General features: G+C 45.3%; 12 protein-coding genes. 6 read left to right on the top strand and 6 right to left on the bottom strand.

Features of this window, described 5'->3' with window-relative positions; all coding sequences use genetic code 11:
- Positions 1-32 precede the first annotated feature (32 nt).
- Positions 33-3236 (bottom strand): SusC/RagA family TonB-linked outer membrane protein, encoded by a 3204-nt coding sequence (locus L0U88_RS08150; RefSeq protein ID WP_234865401.1) that lies wholly within the window; start codon positions 3234-3236, stop codon positions 33-35.
- A 213-nt stretch (positions 3237-3449) separates the two neighbouring features.
- Here L0U88_RS08150 and L0U88_RS08145 point away from each other — a divergent pair, with 213 nt between their 5' ends.
- Genes L0U88_RS08145 through L0U88_RS08130 form a run of 4 tightly spaced genes read left to right on the top strand, consistent with a single transcriptional unit; the run spans position 3450 to position 9468 of the window.
- Positions 3450-4424: a Gfo/Idh/MocA family protein gene (locus L0U88_RS08145; protein ID WP_234865400.1), complete on the top strand. Its 975-nt coding sequence runs from the start codon at positions 3450-3452 to the stop codon at positions 4422-4424.
- Complete coding sequence (locus L0U88_RS08140; RefSeq protein WP_234865399.1) at positions 4421-5839, top strand: sugar transferase; 1419 nt, start codon at positions 4421-4423, stop codon at positions 5837-5839. Before L0U88_RS08145 ends, L0U88_RS08140 begins: the two co-directional genes overlap by 4 nt.
- 6 nt (positions 5840-5845) lie before the next feature.
- Entirely contained in the window at positions 5846-8569 is a 2724-nt protein-coding gene (locus tag L0U88_RS08135; RefSeq protein WP_234865397.1) for a M1 family metallopeptidase, read from the top strand.
- The gene (locus L0U88_RS08130) at positions 8551-9468 is read left to right on the top strand and encodes a GNAT family N-acetyltransferase (protein ID WP_234865395.1); all 918 of its coding nucleotides are present in this window, start codon (positions 8551-8553) and stop codon (positions 9466-9468) included. Before L0U88_RS08135 ends, L0U88_RS08130 begins: the two co-directional genes overlap by 19 nt.
- Here the strand turns inward: L0U88_RS08130 and L0U88_RS08125 are convergent.
- Entirely contained in the window at positions 9465-10145 is a 681-nt protein-coding gene (locus L0U88_RS08125; protein WP_234865392.1) for a 2-C-methyl-D-erythritol 4-phosphate cytidylyltransferase, read from the bottom strand. The genes L0U88_RS08130 and L0U88_RS08125 overlap by 4 nt on opposite strands.
- A gap of 33 nt (positions 10146-10178) precedes the next feature.
- Here L0U88_RS08125 and L0U88_RS08120 point away from each other — a divergent pair, with 33 nt between their 5' ends.
- Positions 10179-10748 carry a DUF4230 domain-containing protein gene (locus tag L0U88_RS08120; protein ID WP_234865390.1) on the top strand — a complete coding sequence of 190 codons (570 nt, stop codon included), beginning with the start codon at positions 10179-10181 and terminating at the stop codon, positions 10746-10748.
- The gene (locus tag L0U88_RS08115; protein ID WP_234865388.1) at positions 10745-11371 is read left to right on the top strand and encodes a DUF4230 domain-containing protein; all 627 of its coding nucleotides are present in this window, start codon (positions 10745-10747) and stop codon (positions 11369-11371) included. The genes L0U88_RS08120 and L0U88_RS08115 overlap by 4 nt, the downstream gene beginning before the upstream one ends.
- Here the strand turns inward: L0U88_RS08115 and L0U88_RS08110 are convergent.
- The 4 genes from L0U88_RS08110 to rpoC all read right to left on the bottom strand — a co-directional run bounded on the left by L0U88_RS08110 (position 11364) and on the right by rpoC (position 19200).
- On the bottom strand, positions 11364-12350 hold the full coding sequence (locus L0U88_RS08110; RefSeq protein ID WP_234865386.1) for a bifunctional heptose 7-phosphate kinase/heptose 1-phosphate adenyltransferase: 987 nt from the start codon (positions 12348-12350) through the stop codon (positions 11364-11366). The two genes, L0U88_RS08115 and L0U88_RS08110, sit on opposite strands and share 8 nt — an antisense overlap.
- Positions 12351-12390: 40 nt before the next feature.
- A complete protein-coding gene (locus tag L0U88_RS08105) occupies positions 12391-13842 on the bottom strand; it encodes an APC family permease (protein ID WP_234865384.1) in 1452 nt (483 codons plus the stop codon).
- Between the two features lie 290 nt (positions 13843-14132).
- Positions 14133-14735 carry an OmpH/Skp family outer membrane protein gene (locus L0U88_RS08100; protein WP_234865382.1) on the bottom strand — a complete coding sequence of 201 codons (603 nt, stop codon included), beginning with the start codon at positions 14733-14735 and terminating at the stop codon, positions 14133-14135.
- Positions 14736-14907: 172 nt separating this feature from the next.
- A complete protein-coding gene (gene rpoC, locus L0U88_RS08095; protein WP_234865379.1) occupies positions 14908-19200 on the bottom strand; it encodes a DNA-directed RNA polymerase subunit beta' in 4293 nt (1430 codons plus the stop codon).
- Positions 19201-19305 lie beyond the last annotated feature (105 nt).

Genomic DNA, 19305 nt, shown 5'->3' with positions numbered 1-19305 from the left:
TAAAACAATTTAAGCATTCACGAATTCAAGAATTAAAAGCCAAGACTTAATCCAAACAGGAACTGGCGGTTGGTAGGATAGTTACCTACATCCACACCGAAGTTGGTATCCACACCACTTACAGCCGGATCATTACCGGTGTACTTGGTAATGGTAAACAAATTGGTTCCCTGCAGGAAGAAACGCAGCTTGTCAATTCCGTATTTCTTTAATGATGCAGAAGGTACAACATATCCCAGTTTCAAACTTCTTAAGCGGAAGTAACTACCCTTTTCAACATAGTAAGAGTTCAACACACCGTTATTTGAGAAGTTGGAAATGTTCTCAAAAATGGGAACTTTAGTGTCTCTGTTGTCCGGAGTCCAGGCATCCAATACACGGTCAGATTTTCCGATTCCCGCGAAAGAAGGATAAAAATCAGTAAACCAGCGGGTAAAGTTCAATACTTCACCACCATATACACCATAGAACAGGGCTTCCACATCAAAATCGCCGAAGATCAGGCGGGCATTGAAACCATAAGAGAAATCAGGGTTAGGATTACCCAGGAAGGTACGGTCTTCATCATTGATTCTGCCATCACCATTTACATCTTCATATTTGAAACGACCTGGACCAGCGCCATCCTGATCAGGAGACTTGTCAACATCAGCCTGATCAGCAAACAAGCCGATTACATTGTAACCAAAGAAGGAAGAAACCGGCTGTCCTACAGCGTTACGTACAATACCTCCACCAATACGACCGCTGAATGATTCATCAAAGAAGGATCTGGCATCAGATACTTTAGTGATCTCGTTGGTGTACTTGGTAAAGATGAAGTCCATTTCATAGCGGAACTTGCTGCTTACCCTGTCTTTATAGGTAACCATCAGGTCAATACCGCTGTTCTTCATAGAACCGATATTGATGAAAGGAGGTGTAGCATTACCTACTGTTGCAGGCAGACGGTCCCGATACAGGAGGTCCTTGGTTCTGCGGGTATACCAGTCAAATATTACATCAATTTTGTTATTGAAGAAGGTACCGTCAAATCCTACGTTGATGGTAGTATTTTCTTCCCACTTCGCTGTTGGGTTTCCGATACCGGTAAGGGCCAGACCAGGACTTGTGCTGGTGTTAGCGCCACCAAGATCATATCCGAAAAGAGCCTGCGCTCCTGCTGTATTGAACAGGTTGTTCGGACTGATTCTTGAGTTACCCATTTTACCCCAGCCACCACGGATTTTCAGTTCATTGATCCACTTGGTATTCTGCATGAAGTTTTCCTGGGTGATTCTCCAACCCGCAGAGAAGGCAGGGAATACACCGTAGCGGTTGTCTTCTCCAAATACAGATGCACCATCTCTGCGCAAAGTACCTGTGAAGAGGTAACGATCGTCATATGAATAATCTACTTTACCAAACTGAGAGAACAGTTTGATAAACGGACTACCATTACTGTTTACCTGGCGACCATTAGGATCGGTGTTGGTAATGGTAACATAGTTAGGATCGATTGAGAATGGATTTAATCCCTGTCCACTCAGGCCACGGAAATAACCATAGCTGATTGCTTCAATACCTCCAATGAAGTTCACATTGTGTTTGCCAATTTCCTGACCATAGCGGATGGTATTAGTAAAGGTCCAATCGCCACCATTACCTGCGCCTTCTCCAAATGTGTAGTTACCTACGTTTTCAGAGTTCTCATAGGTTCTGTAGTTGAGGAAACGGTTCTGGAAGTAGAAGAAACTTCCACCAAAGCTGGTACGGAATGTAAAATGTTTGGCGAAGTCAACTTCTCCGAAAATATTACCAAAAGCACCGCCGCTGAATCCTTTGTTATCTCTTGAACGGATACGACGGGCTACGGGGTTGGTTGAGTTGTTGAAACCACGTGCAGTAGTTCCTGCAAACCCACCTCCTTCATCATACAAAGGAATAAGCGGGTTAATGGTAAGTGCGAACATGATGTCGTTCTCACCCTGTGGACCACCGATATTGGGGTTTTCGCGATAAGTAAACTGGAAGTTTTGACCGAGACGAATGTGAGAACCGATTTTGTACTCACTGTTCAGGCGCAGTGTATATCTCTTCAGAAAGGTATTCAACACTGTACCTTTTTCATCATAGATACTGAAGCCTGCATAATAACGGGCATTTTCATTGCCACCACTCAGTCCGAGTGTATGGTTCTGAATCCGGCCGGTTTCTGTTAATGCACCATACCAGTCGGTACCTGCTTTGTTGGCACGGATTACCTGGTAAATGGAACCCGCATCAAAGTTGGTGTTGAAACGGGCAGGATCAAGTCTTGGATCACTGGGCGATAAATTACTTAATCCAAACTCATCACCTACTTTCAGGTAATCAGGCAGCACCGGATTCGCACCACTTCCATATTGGGGGTGGGTCAGGGGCTGGCCTGCATTGCGCAACGCAACCCAGGTCATATCAGCCTGTTGCTGGGGAGTAAGGAGATTTAAACCTTTTCCAGGAACAGTAGCACCGTAAGACATATCATAAGTAACACGAATGCCCTGACTGGATTTTCCTTTTTTGGTAGTAACCAGGATCACACCCGCAGATGCACGGGCACCGTAGATTGATGCAGAAGCCGCATCTTTCAGTACTGTAGTGGACTCGATATCATTACCATTCAGGAAGTCAATATTATAAGTGGGCACTCCATCCACTACATAAAGTGGATCGTTTCCACCAGGAGTAAAGGAACCAAAACCACGGATCCTTACCTGGCTTACTGTACCCGGCTGTCCGGATGTAATTACAGTTAAACCAGGTACGCGACCCTGGAATTGCTGTTCTACGTTACCTGTCTGAACCGCTGCCAGCTGCTCCCCTTTTACAGTGGAAACAGCACCAACGATATTCTTGCGTTGCTGGCTGCTATAACCGGTAACAACTACCTCACTCAGACCAGAAATGTCTTCGTCAAGCGTAATATTAAGGTTTGTGTCATCTCCAACGACAACTTCTTTGGTTGTAAACCCTACGTTCGAAATAACCAGTGTATTTCGTCCGGGAGGTAAGGTAATACGGAAATTTCCCTGTTCATCAGTAGCTGTACCCACAGTGGTGCCTTTCACTGTAATAGTGGCACCGGGCAATGGCTGGTTGGTTTTGGAAACCAGTTTGCCCGAAATGGCCTTCTGTGCCTGTGCACTGAAAGAGGCCATGATCAATAAAAACGTTAGGAACTTGCCCAATAAGGGCAGGGTGATTTTTTTTGGCATGAGCAATCAGTTAATTTGGTTTTACTAATAAGTCTTAGAAAAAGACGACATGAATTTAACATTTTGATAAGAAGTGCCAAAAAAAATGTTAATAAAGTATCAATTTTGGATAATTTGTATAAACAGGGGAATCTCAGATACAGAATTCACTGTTTTATAAAGACTTAGAATAGGTTAACAGGCTTGATTATATTTGCTGTTTAATTATTGCTTATGTTGAAGATCGGCGTTTTTGGTACCGGGCATCTTGGAAAATTTCACCTTAACAACTGGAAAGAAATTGCCGGCGTTGACCTGGTCGGTTTTTTTGATCCCAATGACCAAACAGCAGAAGAAGTCAGTAAACAATATGGAATTCCACGCTTTGATGACCCAGTAGCCTTGCTCCAGGCCATTGATGCCGCAGATATCGTAGCCCCAACCAACTTTCACTTTGAACTCTGTCAGCTGGCGATCCGCAACGGGAAACATGTTTTCGTGGAAAAGCCTCTTGCCAATACTATGGATGAAGCCAGGGAACTGGTTAAGCTGGTAAAGGAGTCCAATGTTAAAATGCAGGTAGGACATGTAGAGCGATTCAACCCCGCCTACCTGGCTACCAAAAACCTGAAGCTGAACCCCATGTTCATTGAGGTACACCGTCTGGCCCAGTTTAATCCAAGAGGCACAGAAGTGAGCGTGATCCTTGATCTCATGATCCACGATATCGATATCATCCTGCACATGGTAAAAAGTGAAGTAAAGAATATTTCTTCCAGTGGAGTGGCTGTTATGACCGATACCCCGGATATCGCCAACGTACGCATTGAGTTTAACAACGGATGTGTTGCCAATCTCACTTCCAGTCGCATTTCCATGAAAAAAATGCGTAAGATGAGACTGTTCCAGAAAGACGCCTATGTTGGCATCGACTTCCTGAACAAGAAAACAGAAGTGATCCGCCTGAAGGCAGACGCGGATGAAAATGTATTCGAATTTGATATTGATACCCCAAAAGGGAAAAAGACCATCGCGGTAGCCAATCCGACAGTCCCTGAGGTAAATGCCATCAAAAAAGAACTGGAAGAATTCAGGGATGCTATCCTTAATAACACACCGACAGTTGTTTCTGAAGTGGATGGCTTCAGGGCGATGGAAGTTGCGCACCAGATATTAACCAAGATTCGCCATAACACAATTAATAGTTGAGTCGAAAATCTTCCCAACCAATTATTTCACCGGCCTGGTATGCATTGAGCGATTACCTGGCAGCCCTGCTTGTCTGGTTTATCTTTTATCTCTATCGCAATCATCTCCTGGGTTTCCCTAGTATTCAGGATGGTAAGCTTTTTTTGAATCCGGGCTTTCTTCAGGGTTGGCTGATCCTACCCTTTTGCTGGGTGTTGTTCTATGCAGTTATTGGATCATATCAGTCGCTCTATAAAAAATCAAGACTGGGGGAATTCACCACCACGGTTGTTGCCAGCCTGATCGGATGTATCGCTATCTTTTTTGTGATCCTGCTAAACGATGAGGATAAAAGTCTTGCATACTACTATAAAACCTTTGCATTTTTTGTACTCAGCCAGATTGGTGTTAGTTTCCTGGGAAGATGGATGATTTTAGAAAAGGTAAAAAAACAATTGAGAAAGGGTACTATCAAATTTCCATCCCTTCTTGTCGGTGATTCCGGTCTTGCTGCTACTATCTACAAAGCCAATGCAACACAGCTAAGAAAAGAGGGATACCATTTCCAGGGCTATATCGCTCCTGCTCCCAACAGCCTTAGCAAATCACTTGTCTACCTGGGCACAGACGATCAACTGGAAGCCATCATTGATCGCTGCCAGATCCAACTCGTGGTGCTGGCGCTTGAATCGAATAAAGAGGCCGACACAGAAAACTACCTGAAACGGTTAAGCGATTTAGATGTAGAAATTAAAATGGTTCCTTCTGCCATTTCCATTTTGTCTGGTGCAGTTCGCACCGAAAATGTTTTCAGTCCCTTTTTAAACGATATCCACACCGGGTTGATTCCAGCCTGGCAACAGAATATCAAACGCATCACTGATATTTTCGTTTCATTGACAGGCATGCTGCTCCTGTCTCCTGTTTTCCTGTATGTAGCCATACGGGTTAAACTTTCTTCACCCGGACCAATTCTCTACCGGCAGGAACGGATCGGTTATAAAGGCAAACCTTTCACCATGCTTAAGTTCAGATCCATGTTTGAGGATGCTGAGCAAAACGGTCCCGCTCTTTCTTCTACCACCGACCCCCGCATTACACCCTGGGGCCGCCACATGCGCAAATGGAGGCTGGATGAGTTTCCTCAACTCTGGAACATCCTGCGTGGTGATATGAGTCTCGTTGGACCAAGAGCTGAAAGGCAGTTTTATATTGATCAGATCATGCAACGCAATCCCTATTTTAAATATTTGCTGCATGTAAAACCCGGACTCACTTCCTGGGGCATGGTACAATTTGGATATGCAGAAAATGTGGATGAAATGCTGGAACGAATGAAATACGACCTGCTCTATATTGAAAATATTTCTCTGGCACTTGATCTCAAAATCATGCTGTACACCATCCGGATCATTTTTTCAGGAAAAGGAAAATAACTACCCATGTACCAGCTGAAAAAAATATTCCTTTTACCTGTTTTTCTGGCTTGCCAGCTGCTTGGCTTTTCACAGGATTACTGGCAGCAACGCGTGGATCACAACATCGAAGCCGAGTTGAATCCCACCACCCATACAGTTTCCGCCCGGCAGGTGATTCATTATTTCAATAACAGTCCGGATACGCTGCATTATATCTATCTGCATATCTGGCCCAATGCCTATAAAAACGACCATACTGCATTCAGTGAACAACTCCTGCGCAATAATCGCCTCGATTTTTATTTCAGCAAGGAAGAAGACCGTGGTTATATTAACCGCCTGCAGTTTGCTGTGAATAACGAGTTGCTGGAATGGCAGGAAGACTCCCTTCACCAGGATTTTGGTAAACTCATCCTGTTGAATCCCCTGGCGCCTGGAGAAGCGGTGCAAATTGTAAACAGCTTCCAGGTCAAACTTCCTTTGCTGTTTTCACGATCGGGGCATAAGAATGGTTTTTATGCCATTACCCAATGGTATCCCAAACCTGCAGTATACGATGCACAGGGGTGGCATCCCATGCCCTATCTGGATCAGGGTGAATTCTACAATGAATTCGGCAACTACCGGGTTCGCCTAACCGTACCCCGGGGTTTTCAAATAGCAGCTACTGGTCAGCGTGACTTGGGTTCAGGTTCTGATAAGGAAGTAGTTCAATTCAGCCAGGATAACTGTACTGATTTTGCCTGGTTTGTTTCGAAAGATTTTTTTCTGCAGCAGGACACCGTACAACTCGCATCCGGTAAAATTATTAAGCTGGAATCCGCGGTATTGAAACAAAATGAATCCTATTGGGAAAACAGTCTTGCTTATCTGAAGCGGGCAATAACTACCCGGTCTTCCTGGCTGGGTGATTACCCCTATTCAACTATGACCATTGTAGATGGCTACCACGGTCCCGGGGCCGGAGGCATGGAATATCCAACGATCACGGTATTGAACCAGCTTCGCGATCAGCAGGAACTGGATCTTACCATCGCACATGAAACCGGTCATAACTGGTTCGCATTGTCCATTGCCAATAACGAAAGAAAAAGTCCCTGGCTGGACGAAGGGCTCAACAGGTTTTATGATAACCGATACAAAAAGCAATTCTATCCTGATGGTACTGCTGCCGGTTTTCCGGCAAACAGATTCCCGGATAATGTATCGCTGGCATTGATCCACGGATTGGAAAGCATTCACGCTGCTCAATCACCCGCCCTGCCATCGGAAGAGTTGACCTCCACGAATTATGGATTGATGGTGTATGAGAAAACAGCTCTTCAACTGGAACAACTGGAACAGCAGCTGGGCGCAGATCGATTTGATGAGTTGATGCGTACCTATGTAAAGAAGCACCTTTACAGGCATGCAGACAGCAGCGATTGGGCAACCAGTTTCGCACTGTCAACTCCATTTCCATCTGATGAATCTTTATTGACTGTTTCCGAACGAAAACTGAAACCTGTTTTTTTATTCAGCAGCCGGCAAGCGGATAAATTTCAGTACCTGGGAATTGGTCCGGCTATTGGATACAATCACTATGATGGTTTACAGGTGGGGGCTTTTCTTCATAACTATCAGCTTCCGCTCAGCCGGTTTCGATTCTTGCTTGCACCAACTTATGGAACCAGCAGTAAGAAACTCGGCGGCATCGGACATATCAGTCAGCATTGGTTCAGTCCCAACCGCGAAAAAAGAAATGCATTATCTGTGCGGGAGTGGGTATTGGGTGCTTCGATGATGAAGGTGACTATGGACGCATTTCAGGCAGGCACCACGGATCTCCAATTCAGTGTGCTGAAACTGGCTCCCTATCTGCGACTCAATTTTGCCAACCCGTCTGCCCTTTCGAAAAAAGAAAGCTTCCTTCAATTTACCTCTTATTTTTTCAGAGAGGAGTTTCTGAAAACCCGACAGGTTATTGATGGTACGGATACTTCCTTCGTAGATGAAATCAATCCGGTAAACAGGAACCTGCAACAACTGCGATTCTTTCATGCCAATCATCGTCGGTTATATCCATACAGTCTGGATGGCCGGATTGAAGTAGGGAATACTTTTTCGCGACTTTCATTCACAGCACAGTACTTCCTGAATTATCCAAAACCGGAAGGTGGTGGTGTGCAGGTAAGATTCTTTGCCGGCAAGTTTATTACACATGGTGCAACTACCGTGGAGAAGCAACTAACCAACAGCCGGTATTACCTGAACATGACAGGTGCAAATGGTTTTGAAGATTATACCTACAGCAACTATTTCGCTGGCAGAAATGAATTCACCGGATGGAAAAGCCAGCAGCTCATGATGCGGGACGGCGGATTCAAAGTACGAACCGATTTGTTAAGCAGTAAAGTGGGAAGGTCTGATAATTGGTTAACCGCGCTGAATCTCACTGCAGATATTCCGGCCAATTTAAATCCCTTAAGCAAACTGCCGGTGAAAATTCCAATGAAGTTATTCATGGATATCGGCACTTATGCAGGCGCCTGGGAAGAAGATCAGGAAGATGGACGATTTTTAATGGATGCAGGGCTGCAACTCTCTTTATTCCGAAATCTGGTTAATCTTTACATACCTATTGTAAATTCAAAAGTATTCCGCAACTACCATCAATCAACATTGGGAGAAAAAAGATTCTGGAAAACGATTTCTTTCAGCATTGATATTCAAAACCTGTCGGCAAAGAAATGGCTGATGACACAATGACCATACGATACGTTGATGCTGCTGAACTCTCTCATGAAAAATGGCAGCGTTTAACCGGACCAACCAGCCTGTATGCGGATCCTGCATTTTTTACAGCCATGGCAGGTAACTGGGCTGCTTTTGTGTACAAGGATTACGAAGCGGTATTGCCTGTTTTTCCGAGAACCAAATGGGGAATAGCTTATCTGTATCAACCAGCTTTTATTCAAAAAACAGCGATCCATTCGCTGGCACCTGTTGACAGTTCCCTCATCCATCTTTTCCTTTCTGCCTGTAGGAAACGATTCAGGTTTGCAGAGTTTTATCTTGCCAACAATCCAGCCAACAACCATTGCTACACGAAGGAAAGAAATAATTACCTGGTCAACTTGCAACCGGCATATGCAAGTATCGAATCGCAATACAAAACCGATCTTCAGAAAAACAGGAAAATTGCGTCGCAGCATGCTTTTGAATACCGGCCGGCTGATAATCCGAACAGTGTTCTTGCCTTGTATCAAAACACCTATGGAAAATCCTTGAGCTATTCCAACCAGGATTACAAGCAGCTCCATCAGTACTGCAATTCAGAAAAAGGACAAGGGCAACTCGTTCTACGGGAAGTGCTGTTAGGCAATGAAGTCCAGGCAGCCTGTCTTTGTCTGAAAGACAGTGATCGGCTATATTTACTAGCCAATATAACGGTGCCACACGCACGAAAAAAAGCAGCCAATCATTTTTTACTGGATCAGTTGATCCGGGAATTTGCAGGCCGGCTGAGTTGGCTGGATATGGAAGGATCTGATCTCCCCGGTATTGCGCATTTTTATCAGAATTTCGGAGCAGTCAATGAGCCCTATTATTTTGTTGCCTGGAATGATCTGCCATTCCCATTGCGATGGCTGAAGCCCCGCTATTAAAGGCCCATCTCTCTTTCTTCCAATACTTTTTCAGCTATCAATAGGTCCAACGGCCGGGTAATTTTGATATTGGTAATCTCGCCTTCGATCAGATTGATTTTAACGCCCAGTTTTTCAACCACACTGGCTTCATCTGTAAAGGATTCATGGAAATCCTGTTCAAAAGCAGATTTAATAATATCTGAATAAAATGTCTGCGGGGTTTGAATCACCCGGATTCTATCCCGATCAATGGAAACTGCTCCATTTACTGTTTCCATCCGGATGGAATCAACTGCCCTGGTTGCCGGAATTGCGTTGCCCTTATCCACCGCGCCACTATAACAGCGACGAATCAGATCAGGTGTCAGCAGACATCGTACACCATCATGCACAAATACAATAGAGTGCCTCTGTATATGCTGCAACCCATTTCTCACGGAATGAAACCTGGTTTCTCCACCGCTAGTCATCCAGATTCGGTTGGGGTCATACGTTGAGCGTAAAATAGTTTTACCTGTTTCCATATGGTGTTCCGGCAATACAAGGATGATCTGCATATCTGAAAAGGCATCCAGGAAGGCCGTCAGCGTATACCAGAGTACCGGTTTATCCCGCAGCATCAGAAATTGCTTCGGAACTGCTGTTCCCATCCGAAGTCCGGACCCACCTGCTACTACCACTGCATATTTTTCCATATGATCAAATTACGAAAGACGTAATTTGCAAATATGAGCAAATTTGGGCAGTATCTGAACGGACTTTTACTTCTCCTGCTGGCAGGCTGCAGCTCATCCATCCCAAGAGAGGAAAAGGTATTGGCGATAAAAGAAATGGGTGCTTTGGCTACCACTCAATACACGGTTACCAAAATTGTAAAGGCCAGTGATAACCAGACCTGGTATAAAATCGGGGATCGAAAAATTCTGCTAAGTGTGGAAGCCAATCTCAAAGCAGGAATTGATCTGACGCAGTTAAGTGAAGAGGATATCACCAGCTCTGGAAATTCCATTCAGATCAAATTACCGCCACCGAAAATCCTCTCTCTTCAACTGCCCCCGGAGAAAATACGACTGGAATATGAAGAAGTGGGACTGCTTCGCTCTGAATTCAGCCAGGAGGAAAGAACAGCCTTATTGGCACAGGCAGAGAAGCAGATCGAAGCTGCTATACCTGAAACAGGTATACTTGAAACAGCGCGTAGTCATACCCGTGACTGGATCACCCGCTTTTGCCAACAACTGGGCTATACCGAAATCAACATTGAATTTGCTGACCAACCCACCAGTATACTGCGATGAGAGGAATAGTGAAAATAGTAGTTGCTTTAGTGATCGTTGTACTGTTGTACAGCCTGCTGGTGAAATTGAACTGGCTACCATCTGTCGGCAGCTGGTTTAAGGCGAGCCCCGTACTGATTGAAGAAACACCCCTGCTCATCACAGAAATCAAACAGATCGCGACTCTTTTTACCATTGAATCATCCGATGAAGTGGTGGTGAGCCAGGTTCGTCCGGTTCCCCCAGGCTCTCCGAAAAAAATACTGGATTGGATAAGTCCGCTACCTCTTGCACAGGCAGAGCAACTGGTATTGGTAGTGAAAGGAAAAGTGATAGCCGGAACTGATTTGAGCAGGTTGGAATCCAATGCAATATTCATACGCTATGATTCAGTATCAGTAACGATCCCTGCTGCCCGCATTCAGGACATCATCGTTAATCCATCCGGCACGGATGTTTTTATTGAAGAAGGAAATTGGTCGCAGGCCGAAACCAATAAACTGGTATCCCAGGCCAGTGAAAAGTTACGGCAACGGGCAACCGAAAAAGGCATTCTCGTGAAAGCGGATGAACAGGCATTAAAAGTGCTGCGGAATTTCCTGGCACTGCAGGGATTTCAAAAAATACGAGTAGCTACTAACTAAGTAACTGCTTGCATTCCTGAAGGAAACGTTTTTTATCAATGGCTGCGGTACCCACTTCTTCGCAAACCAACCCACCCGCAATATTGGCCATTGCGGCAAACAAGCGAATATCTTTAGTTACTGCATAAACAAGTGAGGCAACCGCAATAACCGTATCACCAGCACCGGATACATCTGCAATGTTGCGAATATGAGAAGGTATTTGAAAAGCGGTTTCCTGCTGTTGTACAAAAACGCCTTTTTCAGACAGGGTGATAAAGGAAACAGCGTGCCCGAGTTCCTGCGATAACCTGCTGTGTACTTCGCTGAGAGATGCCTGATCCACTTTTTCCAGGGAGAGATTCAATCCTTCTTTTACTTCTTTCAGATTCGGCTTGAATATATCTACTCCTTTATAGGCGAAGAAGTTTTTCTTTTTAGGGTCTACGGTTGTGAGAACTCCCTCCTGTTTGCAAAGGGAAATAATCTTTGTTATCAGGGATTCCGTGAGTACACCTTTGTTGTAGTCTTCAAAAATCAGCACCTGGGGTTGCTCCTTCTGAACATACTCTGAAATTCTGTCGAAAATCGCTTCCTCTTCTGTAGCACTCAGGTCTTTTACGGTTTCCGAATCCAGTCGCATCATTTGCTGGTTCCTGCTGATAACGCGGATTTTGTTGGTTGTTTTTCTTTCGTGACTGAAAAGAATATACGACGTATCAATATTGCTGTCGGTAAGTAATTGATCCAGTTGTTTGCCATCCTGGTCCTCTCCCATCACTGAAAAAATATGCACCTGTGCTCCGAGTGCCACCAGGTTCAGTGCTACGTTACCGGCACCACCAATTCTTAATTCACTGCTGTCCAAAGCCACTACAGGAACAGGTGCTTCCGGAGAAATGCGATCCACATGGCCCCACCAATAAGTGTCCAGCATAACATCTCCAACTACCGCAACTTTCACCTTGCTAAAGGAATCAAACAGCTGATCAAAATTCATGGATTTGTTTTTTTGCGTCTCACATCTCACGTCTCACATCTCACTTTTCACTTCTTCTTGCCACCGCCAGGTAATAAATCGGAATACCAATCAGTACAATCAGTAATCCGAAGGATGCAAATTTAGGTTTTGTGTACAAGAGGGCAAAACACATGGCAGTTGCCAGCAGGATATACAAGGCAGGCAGGATGGGATAACCGAAAGCTTTGTAGGGTCTTGGTGCATCCGGATGAGAGCGACGCAGCTTAAAGATACCCAGAATGGTAAGTACATAAAAGATCAGCACCACAAATACTACATAGTCGAGCAGATCGCCATATTTTCCACTAAGACAAAGCAGGCTGGCCCAGGCACACTGGATCCAGAGGGCTTTGGCAGGTACTCCATTTTTATTCAGGCGACCAACAGAGGAAAAGAATAAACCATCTTTCGCCATCGTATAATAAACCCTGGCACCTGATAAGATCAGGCCGTTATTACAACCAAAAGTCGAAACCATGATCATCAGTGCGATCACAATCGTACCGACGCTTCCAAAAATATTCTGTGATGCTGCAACTGCCACGCGATCATCCTGTGCAAATGCGATTTCATTGATGGGCAGTACAGCCGTGTACATCAGGTTGGCAGAAACATAAATGATGGTAACAATCAGGGTTCCCAGGAACAAACTGAGACCGATATTTTTCTCCGGCCGTTTGATCTCTCCTGCAATAAAAGTTACGTTGTTCCAGGCATCACTGCTGAATACCGAACCTACCATCGCTGCAGATAAGGCTCCGATGATGGCAGGCCAGTTTTCATAAAACGTTTTTTTGACCGTTTCTCCCACATACACCAATTCATCACCGGCTTCCGTTTTTGCCAGTTTACCAAAGCTCCAGGCATCAGCCCAGTTGGCATCCCAGATACCGGCTTTTGCACCGATCAGGAAACCAAATACGATCAATCCGAATAACGCAAGCAGTTTGGCCAGCGTAAAGGTGGTCTGGATCAGCTTGCCTTCCTTGACGCCCCGTGTATTTATGAATGAGAGAATTACTACTACCAGGATGGCAACCAGCTGAGCAGAGGAAATCTGGATGTATCCTGCATCAATCAGGATGTTTTTTTCACTGAGCGAGGGAAAGATATAGGCTGCAAATTTGGAAAATGCTACTCCTACGGCTGCGATGGTACCGGTTTGGATTACCGCAAAAAAACTCCAGCCATAAAGAAATCCAATCAGGGGGTTATAGGCCTCTTTGAGGTAAACGTATTGTCCGCCTGCTTTAGGATACATGGCACTTAATTCGCCATAACTCAGGGCAGCCGTTAATGTCATAAATCCGGTCAGTAACCAGACAAAAATCAACCAGCCGGCACTGCCAACATTGCGTGCAATATCTGATGAAACAATAAAGATGCCTGAGCCGATCATGGATCCTGCTACAATCATCGTGGCATCCAATAATCCAAGTGTGGGTTTAAAAGAAGCGCCTTCCTGGGCCATAAGCAGTTAGTTAAGCATGGAAGATAGGAATAAAGGGGGAATGGAAGAATGGAAGATGGAGGATTGGAAGAGGAAACAAAGGAGACGGGAGACGGGGAACGGGAGACAAGGGAGACAAGGGAGAAGGGAGACAAAGGAGGCGGGGCACAAAAAACCCGCGAATAAAATCCGCGGGTCCAAAAAACTTTCACATTCTTACCCCTGTCCCGTCTCCATGCCTCCCGTATCCATTGTTTCCTCTTCCATGCCTTCTCACCTCTCACTTCTCACGTCTCACGTCTCACTTTTTCTCACTTCTTCTCCTCCCCCTTCTTATACTCCGCATTCAACCCCTGGATGATCTGATCGGTAATATTGTAAACGGTATCCCGGTAAAACATCAGTTCGGGTTCATAGGAAATAATATAGGCATATCCTTTGTCCTTATTGAACTCACGCAGGTATTCTTCAATTTTAGTCTTAATGTTTTTCTTGTAATCCATTTTCAGGTTCTCCAGCTGCTGCTCGAGGGTGAGCCGACGCTGCTGGTAATTCTGTTGCATCTGGCCATATTCACGCTGAACTGCTTCTGCCTGCGACTGGCTCATGCTGGCACCTTGTTGCTGCCATTCATTGATTTTTTTCTGATAAGAACGTTCCAATCCGGAAAGCTCTTTATTCATATTTTCTTCCTTGGCCTTTAACTGGGCCAGGGCATCTTTAAAATACTCGTATTTGTTCTGTAATGAATCGATGTCGAAGTAGGCGATTTTAAATTCAGCAGCAGATCCGGCAGCAGCCTCAGTACTTGCACCAGAATCGCTGGTACCGGATTTTTTACTTGTATGCTGAACCAATAAATAACCACTAATCAGGGTAGCAACAGCACTTAAAACCAGAGAAAGATACTTCATGAAATAGTATTTGATAACGGCAAATTAAGGGATTTGGCAGAACCTTTTACTGACCTTTTAATTTCAGCCTAATTTTAACGCTTTGTGTGAACATCACAAAAAAATCTTGTATCAGTAAAAGAAAAAGTGCCTGATACAAGGCAGTATCAGGCACTTAAAGTTGTTATAAGGATTATTCTTCGTCGTCGAAATTCATGGCTTCGCGGGTAGTCTGGAGCAATTCATATTCCTCCTTGCTTCCTACGATCATGTTTTCAAAATCACGCAATCCGGTACCGGCAGGAATCTGGTGACCAGTGATCACATTTTCCTTCAGTCCCATCATGTCGTCAGTTTTACCATTAATCGCTGCAGTACTCAGCACTTTTGTAGTTTCCTGGAAGGAAGCTGCAGAAATCCAGCTTTGTACACCCAGAGACGCCTTGGTAATACCCAGCAACAACGGATGAGAAGTTGCAGATTGTGCATCGCGATATTCCACCAGCTTCTTGTCAGAACGACGCAGGATGGAATTCTCTTCACGCAGCTCACGCAGGTTCACAATCTGACCGGCACGCATTCTTGTGCTTTCTCCCGGATCAGTTACTACCTTTTTATCATATATCCAGTCATTCTCTTCGATGAAGTCGAACTTATCAACTGTATCGTCTTCCAGGAACTTGGTATCTCCCGGATCAACAATGGATACTTTCTTCATCATCTGGCGAACGATCACCTCAATGTGTTTATCATTGATACGCACACCCTGTAAGCGGTATACTTCCTGGATCTCATTCACCACGTATTCCTGTACTGCAAATGGTCCTTTGATAGAGAGGATATCACTTGGAGCGATCTGACCATCAGACAGTGCCACACCCGCTTTTACGAAGTCACCATCCTGAGCCAGGATCTGACGGGTCAGCGGTACCAGGTATTTCTTGGTTACACCATCTCTTGCTTCTACAATGATCTCACGGTTACCACGCTTGATGGCACCAAATGCTACCACACCGTCGATTTCAGAAACGATCGCAGGGTTACCCGGGTTACGTGCTTCAAACAATTCCGTTACACGTGGCAGACCACCTGTGATATCACGCAATTTTCCAAGCACACGCGGGATCTTCACCAGTACCTGTCCGGCTTTCACCTCTTCTCCTTCATCCATGATGATATGAGAACCAACCGGGAGGTTATAAGATTTGATTTCTTTTCCTTCGAGGAGGATAGAAGGAATCTTGGTTTTATCCTTGGTTTCGATTACCACTTTCTCGCGGTGACCGGTTTGTTCATCCGACTCTTCGCGATAGGTGATACCTTCAATTACGTGCTCGAATTTCACCACACCCGGAATTTCCGCAATCACAACGTTGTTGTAAGGGTCCCAGGTACAGATCACATCTCCTTTCTTCACCTTCTGACCATTCTTCACCACCAGCGTTGCACCATAAGGAATGTTCACCACATTCAGCAGGCGATCGTTCTCCACATCCATGTTACGAATTTCACCGGTACGACCAATTACGATCTCTACCTTCTCTCCTTCCTGGTTCTCTGTGGTTACAGTACGCAGGCCATCAAACAGCATGGTGCCATCGAATTTCGCTAGCAGGCTGGATTCTACAGAAGCAGATCCTGCAACACCACCCACGTGGAAGGTACGCAGGGTAAGCTGTGTACCAGGTTCACCGATAGACTGTGCAGCGATGATACCTACCGCATCACCTTTCTGCGCCGTGTAACCGGTTGCCAGGTTCTTACCATAACATTTCACACACACACCACGCTTGCTTTCGCAGGTAAGTACGGAGCGAATTTCAACTGTTTCGATTCCTGAATCATCAATGCGCTGGGCAGTGAAGGCAGAGATCTCTTCACCTGCTGATACCAGCAGTTCTTCAGAGATCGGATCGAAAATATCATGCAGACTGTAACGTCCTTCAATTCTGTCTTTCAGTGGTTCGATAATGTCTTCATTATCTTTCAACGCAGTGGTTGCAATACCACGCAGTGTACCACAATCTTCTTCAGTGATCACCACATCCTGGGCAACATCCACCAAACGACGGGTCAGGTAACCAGCATCCGCTGTTTTAAGAGCCGTATCCGCCAGACCTTTACGCGCACCGTGGGTTGAAATGAAGTAATCCAATACGTTCAATCCACCTTTAAAGTTGGAGAGGATCGGGTTTTCGATGATCTCAGAACCAGTAGATCCACTCTTACGCGGCTTGGCCATCAGACCCCTGATACCTGCCAGCTGCTTAACCTGCTGCTTCGAACCACGGGCACCGGAATCCAGCATCATGTAAACAGAGTTGAAGCCCTGCTTGTCATTCTGCATTTCGCGGATAAGGGTTTCCGTGATACGGGTATCCACCCTTGACCAGATGTCTACGATCTGGTTATAACGTTCGTTATTGGTGATCAGACCCATGTTATAGTTATCCCATACTTCATCCACTTCAGCTTTGGCATTCTCCAGCAACTGACCTTTCACATCCGGAATGATCAGATCCTGCGGGTTGAACGACAAACCTCCACGGAAGGCCATACGGAATCCGAGTTGCTTGATCTCATCCAGGAACTTCGCTGTTTTGGGAACGTTGGTAATATTGATGATATCACCAATGATGTCTCTCAGCGATTTTTTAGTCAGCAACGCATTCACATATCCTACTTCAACAGGTACGAACTGGTTGAACAGTACGCGACCTACAGTAGTTTCAATCAGTTTCTTCTCCAGTTTTCCTTTTGCATCACGCACATTCACTTTCACTTTGATCGGCGCATGCAGATCAATGCGGTCCTCATTGTATGCAATGATTACTTCTTCCGGAGAATAGAAGCTCATGCCCTCTCCACGAACCTTTTCAGTTTCGGTGGATTTCTTCCCTTTGGTAATGTAATACAGTCCGAGTACCATGTCCTGTGAAGGCAGGGTAATTGGTGTACCATTCTGCGGGTTCAGAATGTTGTGAGCAGAAAGCATCAGCAACTGTGCTTCGAGGATCGCTGCATTACTCAGTGGTACGTGTACCGCCATCTGGTCACCGTCAAAGTCGGCGTTGAAGGCTGTAGTTACCAATGGGTGCAGCTGGATCGCTTTACCTTCAATCAGTTTAGGCTGGAAGGCCTGGATAGAAAGACGGTGCAGCGTTGGGGCACGGTTCAACATTACCGGGTGCCCTTTTAGAATATTTTCAAGAATGTCCCAAATCACCGGCTCTTTTTTGTCAACCAGTTTACGGGCACTCTTTACAGTTTTTACAATACCGCGCTCAATGAGTTTGCGAATGATAAATGGCTTGAACAATTCAGCCGCCATATCTTTCGGCAGACCACATTCGTGCATTTTCAATTCAGGTCCTACCACAATTACAGAACGACCAGAATAATCAACACGTTTACCGAGGAGGTTCTGACGGAAACGTCCCTGCTTACCTTTCAATACATCAGAAAGAGATTTCAGTGCACGTCCGCCTTCTGCTTTAACCGCATTTGATTTACGGCTGTTATCAAACAGAGAGTCAATTGCTTCCTGCAGCATCCTTTTTTCGTTACGAAGGATTACTTCAGGTGCTTTGATCTCCAACAGACGCTTCAAACGGTTGTTCCGGATAATCACCCGGCGATACAGATCATTCAGGTCAGAAGACGCGAAACGACCACCATCCAGGGGAACCAAGGGACGCAGTTCTGGTGGAATGACAGGAATATATTGCATTACCATCCACTCAGGGCGGTTGGTGATTCTGCTATTGGCATCACGGAAAGCTTCCACAACACTCAGACGCTTCAGGGCATCTGCCTTACGCTGCTGAGAAGTTTCTGTGGCTGCTGCATTCCGCAGGTCGTAACTCAACTGATCCAGATCGATACGGGCCAGCAGGTCATGCACTGCTTCCGCACCCATCTTGGCGATGAATTTGTTGGGATCTTCATCCGGCAGGTACTGGTTATCTTTTGGAAGTGTTTCCAGCAAATCCAGGTACTCTTCTTCTGTCAGCAGGTCACCTACGTTTTGTCCTTTATCCGCACGGATACCCGGCTGGATAACCACAAATCTTTCGTAGTAAATAATGCTTTCCAGTTTCTTGGAGCTCATACCCAGCAGGTAACCGATTTTGTTCGGCAGACTCTTGAAATACCAGATATGCACTACTGGAACTACCAGCTTGATATGTCCCATGCGCTCACGACGAACCTTCTTCTCCGTAACCTCCACACCGCAACGGTCGCAGACAATACCTTTATAACGGATCCGCTTATACTTTCCACAGGCACATTCGTAATCCTTAACCGGACCAAAGATGCGCTCGCAGAACAGACCGTCTCTTTCAGGCTTGTACGTACGATAGTTGATGGTTTCAGGCTTCAACACTTCACCGTAACTTTTTTCCAGAATGGAATCGGGTGAAGCCAGTCCAATAGTGATTTTGGAGAAACTGGACCTGGGACGATTTTCTTTTTTGATAGCCATATATATACTACAGATTGTGTTTTATGGATACTACCCGGTTGGTACTGATGGTACTACATACAAGATCCCGTTCGTTCAGAGCCCTTTTCCGGCCAAACGAAACAG

This window comes from Flavihumibacter fluminis, assembly GCF_021491375.1.
GTDB classification, from domain to species: domain Bacteria; phylum Bacteroidota; class Bacteroidia; order Chitinophagales; family Chitinophagaceae; genus Flavihumibacter; species Flavihumibacter fluminis.
Note: the sequence above shows the minus strand (reverse complement) of the source record. Positions and strands in the feature narration are given on the sequence as shown.

Excerpts from the sequence above, each read along its gene's own strand:
- L0U88_RS08150 (WP_234865401.1), bottom strand. The coding sequence starts at position 3,236 with ATGCCAAAAAAAATCACCCTGCCCTTATTGGGCAAGTTCCTAACGTTT.
- L0U88_RS08145 (WP_234865400.1), top strand. The coding sequence starts at position 3,450 with ATGTTGAAGATCGGCGTTTTTGGTACCGGGCATCTTGGAAAATTTCAC.
- L0U88_RS08135 (WP_234865397.1), top strand. The coding sequence starts at position 5,846 with ATGTACCAGCTGAAAAAAATATTCCTTTTACCTGTTTTTCTGGCTTGC.
- L0U88_RS08130 (WP_234865395.1), top strand. The coding sequence starts at position 8,551 with ATGGCTGATGACACAATGACCATACGATACGTTGATGCTGCTGAACTC.
- L0U88_RS08125 (WP_234865392.1), bottom strand. The coding sequence starts at position 10,145 with ATGGAAAAATATGCAGTGGTAGTAGCAGGTGGGTCCGGACTTCGGATG.
- L0U88_RS08120 (WP_234865390.1), top strand. The coding sequence starts at position 10,179 with ATGAGCAAATTTGGGCAGTATCTGAACGGACTTTTACTTCTCCTGCTG.
- L0U88_RS08115 (WP_234865388.1), top strand. The coding sequence starts at position 10,745 with ATGAGAGGAATAGTGAAAATAGTAGTTGCTTTAGTGATCGTTGTACTG.
- L0U88_RS08110 (WP_234865386.1), bottom strand. The coding sequence starts at position 12,350 with ATGAATTTTGATCAGCTGTTTGATTCCTTTAGCAAGGTGAAAGTTGCG.
- L0U88_RS08105 (WP_234865384.1), bottom strand. The coding sequence starts at position 13,842 with ATGGCCCAGGAAGGCGCTTCTTTTAAACCCACACTTGGATTATTGGAT.
- L0U88_RS08100 (WP_234865382.1), bottom strand. The coding sequence starts at position 14,735 with ATGAAGTATCTTTCTCTGGTTTTAAGTGCTGTTGCTACCCTGATTAGT.
- rpoC (WP_234865379.1), bottom strand. The coding sequence starts at position 19,200 with ATGGCTATCAAAAAAGAAAATCGTCCCAGGTCCAGTTTCTCCAAAATC.